The organism is Geobacter psychrophilus (assembly GCF_056821595.1).
Genome location: NZ_JBXDTU010000004.1, coordinates 806,786 through 818,992 on the forward strand (window position 1 = coordinate 806,786; position 12,207 = coordinate 818,992).

Sequence of the window (12,207 nt, forward strand, 5' to 3'; positions counted from 1 at the left end):
GATTCAAGTGATATATCCTGAACTTGAGTTTTCTCGGAGAGAATCAGCTTCATTTTTTCATTTATTCAACTATGTTATTGCTCTTTGAAGCCATTTTGGCCACTTAATCGGCCCGGATTTCGCCTTTTGGGCGGTTTCCTCCCGCTTTATGTGGCACAGATCCCCAAGTTTCGCATTCGGACCAGGTTGTAAGCCGTTACTGCCAGGGTAAAGTGCCAATCGATCTTCTTGATACCTCGATAGCGAGTCTTGCGGAACAGGCCAACAGTCTTCAGCCAGCCGAAGACCTCCTCAATGCGTTTGCGAAACTTCTGGCTCGCTGCATAGCTGATGTGGCGGGTGGTGCGGCCATCAATTGATGAACGACGTCCCTTCTTAGTGGTGTTTTGCGTAACATGAGGCGTTACGTTCAACTCTCGCATGGCTGCGACGAATCCACGAGTGTCGTAGTTCCTGTCGGCCGCTATGCTGATTCGTCGCTTTCGTGGAGCTACCTTGGCAACCATGGCCTTGGCGGTTTCACGCTCGGCAAAGCCATCAGCGATGGTAACAGCACTCGTCATGACCAGCCCATTCTGGTTCTCAGTCAAAAGATGGGCGGCAAACGACAACCTGGGTTCATGGTTGACACCTTTGCGGTAGAGCCTTGCTTCCGGGTCTGTGCTGGATGCGTGAGTATCGTTGGTCAGTTTCTCACCCTGGTAATCACGAGTCGGGTTCTTGCCGCTTGGGGGCTCATGCTCGTCGTTCTTTGGCTTGAAACTTTTGAGAGAAGCCCATGACTGGATCAGGGTGCCATCAACACTGAAATGATCCTTGGATAGCAGCTTGCCGCGCCTGGCCTGCTCAAGCACTTCCGCAAGGAACTTGGCGGCAATATCGGTCTGAATAAGACGATCCTGGTTCGTAGTGAAGCTGGAATTATCCCAGACCGGCTCATCGAGCCCCATCCCGAGGAACCAGCGGAACAGAAGACTGAAGTGGATCTGCTCAACAAGTTTGACGTTGCTGGGAATTGAGTACAAAACCTGAAGCAGCATGGCTTTAAGCAACCGCTCCGGCGGAATCGAAGGCCGACCGGTATGGGAATACATCTGGCAGAACACCGGTGAAAGATTCTCAAGTGCAGCATCTACCATCTGTCGGATAGGACGAAGTGGATGATCCTTGGGGACAAAGGACTCCGGTGAGAGATAAACGAACAATGCATCAGATGGTAGATCGAAACCGCGCATACTTATTCTCCTGAAATATCAGCAAGATATGCGCGAAATCTTAGCATAAATTGGTGCCAAAATCACCGTAAATACAACGAGTTTTTCAAAGACCTGATATAAGCAACACAAGACCTAAATCGTCGTCATTTACTCTTTCATGATTCTCTCAACCAGTTCGGTGTCATCCCGGATGGCGCCAAACCGCACCCGCCAGATCTTTTCATCCGGGTCCCATCGTCCCCCAGCTGCTTTCAACCTGTCACGTAGGGTTACCATTGCGAACGGAACCATTACCGCAACCATATCCTTGTCACGATGCTGCAGGTTTGGATTTAGCGGCCTTTCATCAACAATGATCTCGACCGTCTTCATCCTGACCTGCCGTATCTCATCGTAGCGATACCGGACACAAAGAAGCTTGTCCCCGAACTGCTCTACCAGCCGTCTGGTTCCCTTCTGCCCAGGCTTTAGATGGGTATGTGCTTTCATATCTTTCAGCATGGAATAACCCCTCGGAAAAATTTCAGCGCCGGCAACAGTCGAAAAAGACACTAATATTCTCTAACCCATAGAACATCATCTATCAAGCGTAATTTCAGCAAGTTAGCATTGTGCGATGTGAACGATTCTTTACACCTTCCTGATTTAATCAGAGTTATCAGTATGTTAGACAAGTGCAAAAGTATTTTACACTCACCTAACTATCTAATTTCATTGTTTGTTTTTATTCAGGCGCTTTGTTAATAATTTACGATGGAGGGAAGACAAAGCCCCCGGTTGGGTCACAGGTAGAGACATTATTGCAGCTTTCAGCACTGAGACGGTTATTGACAATCTGCCCCGCATTTCGGATAACCATTCCCATGAAGATCGTTATCGTCGAAAATCCCCGCCCCCTGACCATGGAGCATTACAACGACGTGGCCAATGCACCCTTATCGGCCAGCCTGCATAGCGGCTATGCCCTGGCAGTCGCACGCCGGGCCGGATGGGACAGCGCCTACCTGGACCTCAGCGCTGACCACGGGGACGCGGCAGGCAGGGCAGCCCGTATCCTGGCGGAAGATGCCGACCTGATCCTGTTCCACTGGGTCTATTCCTGGGGACATGAAGAGAGCGTCCGCGAGATCATGAAGCTGCTGCGCCGGGATACCCCAGCTCCCCTGGGGGCCTTCGGACTGTTCCCCACCCTTGCCCTCCAGCGCCTGCTGCAGTACGCAGCGCAACTGGACTTCATCCTGGCCGGCGAGTTTGAAGACACACTGGCCGATCTGCTGGGGGACTTCGGTGAAAAAGGCACGCTGAGCGCGCTACCCGGCATCGCCCTGCAGAACGAAGCGTTCGCGCCGCGCGAGCTGATCTCCGATCTCAGCCGCTTGCCGATCCCGGATGATGTCGGCGCCAACTGCGGCTACAGCAGCCTGAACATCGCCGCCAGCCGCGGCTGTTATGGTGAATGCAGCTTCTGCTTTATCCACCGCTTCTACGGCTGCAGCCGGCGGCGGACACGCCCGCTCGCCTCACTGGAACGGGAGCTGGAGACCCGCCTGGCCCGGCGCTCCATTGACAGCCTGTATTTCATCGACCCGTCCTTCATCGGACAGGGGCAGAGCGAACAACAGCAGGCTGTGGAGATCAGCCGCCTGGCACAGGGGCTGGGTCTCCCCTTCGGCTTCGAGACCCGGGTGGACAGCATCAGCGAAGGGCTGTTGACGACCTTGGCCAATTACGGCGCCAGTTCGGTCTTTCTCGGCATCGAATCCGGTTGCGATGCGGTCCTCCGGCGCATCAACAAGCGCATCACCAAACAGCAGGTTATACGGGCGGTACAGACTGTTCAGGGCAGCGGGATTCAGCTCACGATCGGCTTTATCATGTTCGAGCCCGATTCGACCCTGGCTGAACTGCAAGAAAACTACAGCTTTCTTGATGAGCTGGGGCTGCTGACTGACCACGACCTGACCGCCAACCTGCTCTATCACAACCAGATCGTCCTCTACGGCGCGAAGGCCTGGGAACGCTTCGCACGGGAGGAACGTCTGCTGGTTGACGCGCATCTGCCTTTCGAGGCCCGCTATAGTTTTCGAGACGAACGGGTCGGCTTGGTCTGTTCGGCCATGGGGCGTCTGGCAGCGGAATACTTTGCAGGCATGGACGCCATCCGGCGGGTCGGGCCTGCTGCAGGTACGGCCTGCCGCGACGTCGTGACTCCGGATGCCCCGGCGCGTTGCAACCGTGATGATCTCAACCTCCTCCTGAAAGATTCCTTCCGGGCCTTCTGTTCTGCCGCCGACACCATGCCCCCCCGACAGTTCAGCAGCATGGAGGAGCGATTTACTCTCCAGCTGCGCAGCATCCTCAGGTAACAACCTGCTGCGACCCGGGAAAACACTATAAAAGAGCCAGCCGGCTATTTTAATTTTCGGAAAAATCTGCTAGGTTATGATCCCATTTCAATTCAGCTTATCGGGAGAACCTGAAGACATGACCCCCCATACCCGCATCCATCTCATCCGCCACGGCCAGGTGGTCGGACACGATCAGAAACGCTACAACGGCCAGATCGACGTGGCCCTGACCGATCTGGGCGTTGAACAGTATCACCACCTGAAAGAGAGGCTGGCCGACACCCCCATCTCGGCCTGCTACACGAGCGACCTGACCCGCTGCGTAACCGGTGCCAACATAATCTGCGAACAGTTCGGCATCGAACCGGTCAGACGCAGAGAGCTGCGCGAACTGAACATCGGCGCCTGGGAAGGCATGGTGTGGCAAGAGATCAAGAAAAACTGGCCGGATGAATGGCAGGCACGCCTGGCTGACCTGGTGCACTACCGGGTACCGCAGGGGGAAAACCTGCTGGAGGTTGAGGCCCGCGTCATGCCGGTTATCCGTGAGATCATCGAGCGGCATAACGGCCAGGAGCTGCTGGTTGTGGGACATGGCGGGGTCAACCGGATCGTGCTGCTGAATGCCATCGGAGCACCGCTGGAACGAATGTTCAACATCGAGCAGAACTATGGCTGTTACAACATCATCGATTATTACGCCGATGACAAGGTGACCGTGAAGCTGCTGAACGGGTGACGGCAGGTCCGAAAGCTTTAATGATAAACTGGTTTATTCTCAGATGTACGCTACACTATCCTGTATCGCAATCCTGATAGACTTCAGCTATCGTCACTTCCACAGCACTGCCGGTGACACGGACCGCCAAAATGCCCCAAAATAGCTCCACCAACGATTACAGCCGCTACTTCAGCCCGAGACAAAGGGTCTATCTGGTCAACATGTCGGCTGAGCGTAACAGCGAGATCTATGAGTCGCTGAGCGGCATCGTTACCACCTGTGGCCTGGAGACACTTGAACTCATGATTTCCCACGACGGACACGCGCCGCATGACGAGGAGGCCGGGAAAACAACCTACAAGCTGACCAGCGAGGCCCTGGGAAGCGGCATCCAGATCCTGGCCGATCTGACCGGCATCGTCAGCGGCAATATTTTTCAGCTCCGCATGCACGGCGCACTGGAGATGTTCCAGCGCCGCATGGCTCCGCGTGTTGATATCACCGCACGCATCTTCCATCTGCATGGAAACTTCCCGCTTGGAATTTTCAAAAAAAAGTGGAAGCAGGTCAGGGATCAACTCTCCAAGGATCACGTGCTGCCGGGGCTTGTTCTGCGGGAGACGGCGATAAACCTGAGCGTCGGCGGAGTCGGGTACACGGCTGATGCGACCATCCGACCAACGCCGTTTTCCATGTTTTTTATTGCACTTGATGATTCCAGGCCGGTCTGTGCCCTTACAGAAACTGTCTGGGATCGGCATGAAGGCAAAGGGTTGCGCTGCGGATTTCGTTTTATACATATCCTCAAGTCCGACCAGGAACGCATCAGCAGCCATCTCAGCCAGTTGATCCGGGAAAGCGGCGGCACCTACCAGGACTACAAACGCAACTGGGTACTGGTGGACAAAATGGGAACGGATGTCCTGAAACCGGTGTAACTGCGAAGCTGTTGATCATGAAGCTGTCCCGCCATGTTGTCTACTCTCTGCTGTCCTGTTTCTGATACCACCCTTTTTCACTTTGCAAGAACGCCCTCCGTGGCCCGGATGACGTTCTTGACATTCGATTCGATTTTTGAAAATATGACAGTCTAATCAATCTCAGGAGTTCAAACTTCAGGTTATGAAGACGATCATCTGGCCCATTCAAGCAGCTGTCTTTTACCTCTTTACCCTTGCATTTGCACTCCTGCCCGAGCGCCTTGCCGGACCGGCCGGCCGTCTGATCGGCAGGATGAGCGCCTTCCTGATCCGCAAGCGGCGTACCACAGCCATTGAAAACATCCATCTGGCACTCCCGGCCATGACAAAAAAACCGGATTGGAATTTCCCGTGCCAGACGCCGGAGGAAATCGCTTCGGAGATGTTCAGTCATCTGGGCATGTCACTGGTTGAAACCTGTCGTTTGTACCATGGTCGCGGTATCGAGGTCCTCGAACGGATCGAGGTCCGCGGGCGGGAGCATCTGGAAGCGGCCAAAGCCCGCGGTAAAGGGGTGGTGATTCTGACCGGCCACTGCGGCAACTGGGAACTGGCGGCTCTGGCATTGGCCCGGCACTTCAACACACCCATGTCAGTCGTTGCCAGACGGCAGAACAACCCCTGGCTCAACCGCATGGTCGAAAAGATGCGCCTGCGCTACGACAACCTGATCATTTACAAGGACAACGCTTTCAGGAACATGCTGTCCGTGATCCGCAAGAATGGTTTCATCGGGCTTCTGGTGGATCAGGCGGTATTCCCCGAGGAAGGTGCTTTGATCGATTTTCTCGGTCGCAAGGCCTGGGCATCCAAGGCTCCGGTCCTGCTGGCCCGCAAATCGGGAACCGCAATTGTGCCAGCCTTTATCCATCGCGAAGCTGACCGGCACATCATCGACATCTATCCGGAGCTCACCTTCTCCGGTGATAAATCCGAAGAAGCGGTTGCCGCCGATGTTCAGAAATATTCGAGCGTCATTGAAGATTTCATCACCCGCCACCCGGTCGACTGGTACTGGGTTCACCGGCGCTGGAAACGGGCTGGCGAGGCGCTGGCAGAGTAATCTGCGGACAGGGAGAACGACTATCGATACACAGCACAGGCGGCCATCCGGTCGCCTGTGCTGTTATGGGAAGACGGATCAGTGGCATGCATCCGGGCAAATGGCTTTACACCTTGCGGACAGGCGTCATACCCGTGTAACATGAAGATAAACGAGCAAGAAAAGGGGAATACTGCATGAGATCACGAGGCCCCCGTACCGTCACCCTCCCCAGCGCCGATGAGGCGGCAGCCATCCTCAAACGGATGCGCGGCGAAACGGACAGCAACTCCAACTACCGTTCGAAGTCATTGAAGATTCACGGTCCGGTCTGCGCCAAATGCGGACGCGAATTTGATGCCGCCAACATCCAGCTACTGACCGTCCACCACCGGGACGGCAATCATCACAACAATCCGCCCGATGGTTCAAACTGGGAGAACCTGTGCAACCATTGTCACGATGACGAACACAGCCGGGGGGTGCTGGGTGAATATCTGAGTTCGTAACATGAGAAGCACCAATTAAATTGCCATTGCATGCAAAACGGCCCTATTTCAGGGCCGTTTTGCATGCAGGGACTACATTCTGTATCCGTGCCCCCGGAACGACGTAGTGCGCGGAATGCCGGAGTTGACCGTCGCCGGCACAGGAACATGCCTGGTGAGCCGGGTGCCCTCCGCCGGACTGTCAATCTTACCTGAAAAGCACAAACGTTAGGCGTTCCGGGCAAGCGAAGGCGTGGAGGCGTCACGGATTCAGGTACATATCAGGTCAGATCGCCTTGCTCCAGGACAGGCGCTGTTCCAGCCAGCGGGACAGAGAGGTGAAAGCATAGCAGAGAACAAAGTAGACCAGGGCGATGAACATGAAGATCTCGGTCGGGAAGGCCATGGTGCGGTTGTTGATCTGGGTGGCGACGTGGGTCAGTTCGGACACGCCGACGATGAAGGCCAGCGAGGTGTCCTTGATCAGCGATACGAACTGGTTGACAAACGAGGGGATCATGTTGCGCAAACCCTGGGGCAGCACGATGTAGAGCATGACCTGCCAGGATGTCAGGCCGGTGGAGAGGGCCGCCTCGGTCTGCCCCCTGGGTATACCTTCGATGCCGGCCACGACGATGCGGGACATATAGGCCGAGGTAAAGAGGGTCAGGGCCATGATGACCGTATTGTTTTCAGCGATCTTGCCGAAGAGGGCCGGCATGAGAAAATACATCCAGAAGATCACCATCAGCAGCGGCATGCCGCGCACCAGGTTGATGAAGGCCAGGGCCGGGTAACGGACGAGAGGGAAACGGGAGATGCTGAGAAGCCCCAGAATCAGGCCGCCGAAAAAGGAAAGAATGCAGGAAACAACTGCCAGATACAGTGTCAGTCCGACCCCTCCCAGCGGGCCGTGGGGAAAGCGGCCGATCATGAAGTAGGTGAAATTGTCACCGATGACTGAAAAATCGAGGAACGGTTCCATATCAGGCTGCCTTATGGATGTTGAGAACTTTTTCGTTGTACAGGTTGACCAGGGAGGTGATGACAATCGAGAGGACCAGATACACCACCGTTGCCGCCGTAAAGGCTTCAAATCCCTTGAAGGTGTAGCTTTCCACCTGCCGGGCCTGATAGGTCATCTCCATGACGCCGATCGTCATGGCCAGGGAGGAGTTCTTGGCCAGATTGAGAAACTGGTTGACCAGCGGTGGAATCGTGATGCGTATCGCCTGCGGCAGGATGATGTACTGCATCGAGCGCAGGTAGGAAAAACCTGCGCTGCGGGCGGCTTCCATCTGCTCCTTCGGGATCGAGAGCACCCCGGAGCGGATGTCTTCGGCAATAAAGGCCGAGGTATAGATGGTCAGGGCAATGGCGGCAGCGGCGAATTCAAAGCCGGTCTTGTTCAGCCAGTCATTGATGACCGTCGGCAGGATTTTATAGGATCCGAAATACCAGAAGAAGATCTGCACCAGCAGCGGGGTGTTACGAAAAAACTCCAGATAGGCGTGGGCAATCCAGCGCACCGGGCGGCTGTGAGACATGCGCATGACCGCGATCAGCAGTCCCAGCAGAAAGGCCAGCACAATGGAGATGGCCGACAGCTTGAGAGTTGTCAGCAGGCCGGCTAATAGCCAGTCAAAATATTTGCCGGAGGTTATGATCGACCAGTCGAATGTATAGTTTAGCATGGGAACGGTGTCCAAACGGGGCACCCGGAGCGGGTGCCCCAGCGGATTGTTTACTTGCCCGCGGTAATCGTGAAATTGCGATTCAGGTGAAACTGTGTGTTCGGTCCGAACCATTTTTCAAAGATTTTTTTCGCTTCGCCGCTCTTTTCCATTTCAAGAATGGTCTTGTTGACAAAGTTGACGAAATTCGTGTCCCCTTTGCGCATGCCGAGTCCGTAAGGCTCATCGGAAATCTGGATATTCGGGATTTCAAACTGTGCCTTGTTGGGGGCCTTGGCCAGGATGCCGGCCAGGATGGCCTCATCGGTTGTCACAGCCGCCACCTTGCCCTGCTGCAGGGCCAGGAACGCCTGGGGATAGTCGTCAAATGACAGTACGGTTGCGGAAGGGATAGCCTTCTTGACGTTCTGCTCGGATGTGGAGCCCTTGGCGGTTCCGATGCGCTTCCCTTCCAGATCCTTCAGGCTCTTGACGCTTCCTTTTTTGGTGATGAACTTCTGGCCGGTGAAGAAATAGGTATGGCTGAAGTCGATGACCTTGGCCCGTTCCGGGTTCTTGGTCATGGTGGCGGCAATGATGTCGATATGCCCTTCCTGCAGCTGCGGCATGCGACTGGCGGAGGTGACCGGTTTCAGTTCGACTTTGACACCCATCCGCTTGGCGATGGCGTTGACGAAATCGATGTCATAGCCGACGATCTGGCGGGTTTTTTCATCAATGTAACCGAAGGGAGGCAGGGAGTCCTTGCAGCCAACCACCAGCACACCCTTTTTCTTCACATCGGCCAGGGTATCTGCGGCGAGAGCAGCTTTGACGGTAATGGTCGCCAGGGCCATGATCATGAACAGCATTGCCAGTTTTTTCATTGTGCATCCTCCTTGTGTGGTGGTGTGGTAGTCCTGATAAACAGGATAAGTGCGTTAACGAAGTTATTTTCTGCAAAAACAAGTGCAGAAAACAACTTACTATCTTACTAAACAACGGAATCAGGGGAGTTCTGCCTGCATCGGCGTCAACAACTGGCGCAGGAACTGCTGGGCGCGTTCATGCTGCGGACGGTAGAAAAAATCTTCGGGCGTCGCCACTTCCAGGACAACCCCGTCAGCCATGAAGGCCACCCGGTGAGCCACCTCACGGGCAAAACCCATCTCGTGCGTGACGACCACCATGGTCATGCCGGAGAGCGCCAGATCCTTCATAACCGCCAGGACCTCGCCGATCATCTCCGGGTCGAGGGCCGACGTTGGTTCGTCGAACAGCATGATGCGGGGCTTCATCGCCAGGGCACGCGCAATTGCTACCCGCTGCTGCTGGCCACCGGAAAGCTGGGAAGGATAAGCATTGCGCTTTTCCGCAAGCCCGACGCGGGTCAGCAGAACCATCGCCTGCTCTTCAGCCTCTTTTTTCGGGACATTACGGATTTTTGTCGGTGCCAGGGTGATATTGCCGATAACGGAGAGGTGCGGATACAGATTGAACTGCTGAAAGACGAAACCGACCTCGGCCCGCAGTTTATTGATATCGGTCGTTTTGTCCGAGAGGTCCATGCCGTCAACAATCAGGGAGCCTTCGTTGATCGGCTCCAGCTGATTGATGGTGCGAATCAGGGTGGACTTGCCGGAACCGGAAGGACCGCAGACAACCAGCACCTCGCCCGGGGTGACATGCAGGTTGATGTCGTTGAGGACGTGCAGGTTCTTGAACCATTTGTGCACGCCTTTGAAGGTGATCATCACGCGCTCCTGCCGGAAAAGTTTCCAGTAATGGGGTATCGTTATACTATTATTCTCAGCTCGGAAATCTTGATACGGGCAAGAGACGGCCCGGTCACTTTCCCTGTGTCCCATTCCCGCCCGGCCAGTAACTGCCACCCACCAGCGTGACGACAATACTGCCGATCCTGACCTTGGACTTCATCAGCACCGGCATCCGCCGCTCGTCATCGGTCAGCCAGATGTGCATATCGCCCGTACGGGCAAAAATCCCGGCCGATTTCAGCAGCGGCTTGATCACGATGGTATTAAAGGTTCCCAGCGGGGTCTTGATCCGCTCCCGCCGCAACACCTGCACCTCGGTATTCCAGAGCTTCTTGCAGTCAAAGATATCGATGAACGACGAGGTACCGACCTGCAGCGCTACCGTGCGGAAGTAGTAAAAACTGGACAGGGTGTCGAAGGTCCGCCTGGTAATGCTATGGCTGGTCTCGGTCTTATTGAGAAAGTCCTTGGTATTGACATTCAGCAGTTCACAGTCAAAGACCGCATCCTTTTCAAACCGCGTCCACCCTTCGCGGATTCTCTCCCGATACAGCCTCGGTACCCCGATGTAGTTCGGCGGGGCCCCCTTGATCAGCACCGATTCGATGCGATCGTCAACGGGAAAGAACAGTTTCAGCCAATCAGCCGATTTGGCAGTGGAAACGATATGTATCTCGTTTCCCTCCAGGGTGACTTCCTGGACCGCCCTTCCGGCTGTGATTCCGCCATAGGATATCTCGAATTCCAGACGCTCCGGTATCGGGAAGGCACACGCCGATTGTGACGTAAACAGCACCCCTGTCAGGGCCAGAACAACCACGATACAGGCATAACGACTGTACGCTGCCGTACCGTTTCTCACCATGGGTCCTCCTAGGCCTGCCCGGCCGCGGGGGCACTTTCAAAAGCGGAACGGGCCTTGCTCAACTCCTCAACCTCGCGCAGCTTGTCTCCCATCCAGGCGTGAAACACGCGGGCGTTCTCGTAGCTCATGACAACACCGGTATCGATGTAACGCACCATGCTCTGTGCCAGGTCCTTGGGTTCAACAGAGGTTTCATTGCCGATCGCGCCTTCCGGGGTAATTTCGTGGCTGATTGATTCGGGCAGCGGCTGACGTTCGAGATAAAAATTGATCACCATTTCACCGCGTGGCGAGAAACCGCCCTGAGCCCCGTTGACGTAGCTGGGATTATAGCCGTAGTTAAACACGTACTTGAACGTAATTTCAGGTTTCTTCTGGTTCATTGTTGCTCTCCTGTCATGTGTAATATTTCCCCTTTCATTTATCACATTCCGCCGCAATGATGGAACAAAAATGCGCTGGGCATGACACTGCTGTTATTGACAAGCGTGCCGGCAGCTGTTAAAAATCCCGAGAAATCCATCTCAGGAGGTAATCCCATGAAAAACAGCCTGTCCAGAATTGCCCTGACCGCCGCAACACTTCTGCTTGCAGCAACCATGTCCTTTGCCATCGAGGTCAAGGTGCCGGATGTCAAGGGTGCCGCCAAGGCCAACGTTGACAGTGCCAAGGCAACCGCCGACAAAGGCAAGAGCGACGCCAAAGCTGGCGCCGACAAGTCCAAGGCCGATGCCAAAGGTGCTGCAGACAAAACCAAGGCACAGGCAAAAGCCAAGGTTATTGACATTAACAGCGCCAGTGAAGCTGAGTTGAAAGCCATCCCCGGAATCGGTGACGCCTATGCGGCCAAGATCGTAGCCGGCCGCCCCTATGCCAACAAGGCCCAGCTGAAATCACGAAACATCCTGCCAACCCCGGTTTACGAAAAAACCAAGGACCTGATCATCGCGACCCAGCCGAAAAAATAGTTATTCAACACGAGCCACCTCCACGGAGGCTTCCACAGCCGGAAGCCTCCGCATCTATCCCACCACAGCCTCCGCGCGCAAACCTTGACTTTACAGCCATATATCTATAAATTAACTCTTTTGCGTA

The 12,207-nt window shown here is 55.0% G+C and carries 13 protein-coding genes and 1 pseudogene; 6 read left to right on the plus strand and 8 right to left on the minus strand.

From position 1 onward, the window contains the following. Nucleotides 1-146 precede the first annotated feature (146 nt). Both ACOCF6_RS05945 and ACOCF6_RS05950 read right to left on the minus strand, forming a co-directional pair. Nucleotides 147-1,235: an IS5 family transposase gene (locus ACOCF6_RS05945; RefSeq protein ID WP_482459040.1), complete on the minus strand. Its 1,089-nt coding sequence runs from the start codon at nucleotides 1,233-1,235 to the stop codon at nucleotides 147-149. Between the two features lie 129 nt (nucleotides 1,236-1,364). After that, a complete protein-coding gene (locus ACOCF6_RS05950; RefSeq protein ID WP_482459475.1) occupies nucleotides 1,365-1,718 on the minus strand; it encodes a hypothetical protein in 354 nt (117 codons plus the stop codon). A gap of 362 nt (nucleotides 1,719-2,080) precedes the next feature. Here ACOCF6_RS05950 and ACOCF6_RS05955 point away from each other — a divergent pair, with 362 nt between their 5' ends. The 5 genes and pseudogenes from ACOCF6_RS05955 to ACOCF6_RS05975 all read left to right on the plus strand — a co-directional run bounded on the left by ACOCF6_RS05955 (nucleotide 2,081) and on the right by ACOCF6_RS05975 (nucleotide 6,817). Next, the gene (locus ACOCF6_RS05955) at nucleotides 2,081-3,583 is read left to right on the plus strand and encodes a B12-binding domain-containing radical SAM protein (RefSeq protein ID WP_482459476.1); all 1,503 of its coding nucleotides are present in this window, start codon (nucleotides 2,081-2,083) and stop codon (nucleotides 3,581-3,583) included. A 118-nt stretch (nucleotides 3,584-3,701) separates the two neighbouring features. Further along, nucleotides 3,702-4,304 (plus strand): alpha-ribazole phosphatase, encoded by a 603-nt coding sequence (gene cobC / locus ACOCF6_RS05960; RefSeq protein WP_482459477.1) that lies wholly within the window; start codon nucleotides 3,702-3,704, stop codon nucleotides 4,302-4,304. Nucleotides 4,305-4,435: 131 nt separating this feature from the next. Beyond that, entirely contained in the window at nucleotides 4,436-5,224 is a 789-nt protein-coding gene (locus ACOCF6_RS05965; protein ID WP_482459478.1) for a PilZ domain-containing protein, read from the plus strand. A gap of 178 nt (nucleotides 5,225-5,402) precedes the next feature. Continuing rightward, nucleotides 5,403-6,329 (plus strand): annotated as a pseudogene (locus ACOCF6_RS05970) (lysophospholipid acyltransferase family protein); the annotation flags it as partial. A 176-nt stretch (nucleotides 6,330-6,505) separates the two neighbouring features. Next, the gene (locus ACOCF6_RS05975) at nucleotides 6,506-6,817 is read left to right on the plus strand and encodes a YajD family HNH nuclease (RefSeq protein WP_482459479.1); all 312 of its coding nucleotides are present in this window, start codon (nucleotides 6,506-6,508) and stop codon (nucleotides 6,815-6,817) included. Nucleotides 6,818-7,082: 265 nt separating this feature from the next. On the opposite strand, the gene ACOCF6_RS05980 is transcribed toward ACOCF6_RS05975, so the two are convergent. From ACOCF6_RS05980 to ACOCF6_RS06005, 6 genes are all read right to left on the minus strand, one after another. Then, on the minus strand, nucleotides 7,083-7,781 hold the full coding sequence (locus ACOCF6_RS05980; RefSeq protein ID WP_482459480.1) for an amino acid ABC transporter permease: 699 nt from the start codon (nucleotides 7,779-7,781) through the stop codon (nucleotides 7,083-7,085). Nucleotide 7,782: 1 nt separating this feature from the next. Further along, nucleotides 7,783-8,490: an amino acid ABC transporter permease gene (locus ACOCF6_RS05985; RefSeq protein ID WP_482459481.1), complete on the minus strand. Its 708-nt coding sequence runs from the start codon at nucleotides 8,488-8,490 to the stop codon at nucleotides 7,783-7,785. Nucleotides 8,491-8,540: 50 nt separating this feature from the next. After that, nucleotides 8,541-9,356: an ABC transporter substrate-binding protein gene (locus ACOCF6_RS05990; protein WP_482459482.1), complete on the minus strand. Its 816-nt coding sequence runs from the start codon at nucleotides 9,354-9,356 to the stop codon at nucleotides 8,541-8,543. A 120-nt stretch (nucleotides 9,357-9,476) separates the two neighbouring features. Beyond that, complete coding sequence (locus ACOCF6_RS05995) at nucleotides 9,477-10,223, minus strand: amino acid ABC transporter ATP-binding protein (RefSeq protein WP_482459483.1); 747 nt, start codon at nucleotides 10,221-10,223, stop codon at nucleotides 9,477-9,479. 94 nt (nucleotides 10,224-10,317) lie between these two features. Further along, nucleotides 10,318-11,112, minus strand: coding sequence for a DUF3108 domain-containing protein (locus tag ACOCF6_RS06000; RefSeq protein WP_482459484.1), 795 nt, complete (start codon nucleotides 11,110-11,112; stop codon nucleotides 10,318-10,320). An 8-nt stretch (nucleotides 11,113-11,120) separates the two neighbouring features. Further along, nucleotides 11,121-11,495: a hypothetical protein gene (locus ACOCF6_RS06005; RefSeq protein WP_482459485.1), complete on the minus strand. Its 375-nt coding sequence runs from the start codon at nucleotides 11,493-11,495 to the stop codon at nucleotides 11,121-11,123. A 156-nt stretch (nucleotides 11,496-11,651) separates the two neighbouring features. On the opposite strand from ACOCF6_RS06005, the gene ACOCF6_RS06010 reads away from it, so the two are divergent. After that, complete coding sequence (locus tag ACOCF6_RS06010) at nucleotides 11,652-12,080, plus strand: ComEA family DNA-binding protein (protein WP_482459486.1); 429 nt, start codon at nucleotides 11,652-11,654, stop codon at nucleotides 12,078-12,080. Nucleotides 12,081-12,207 lie beyond the last annotated feature (127 nt).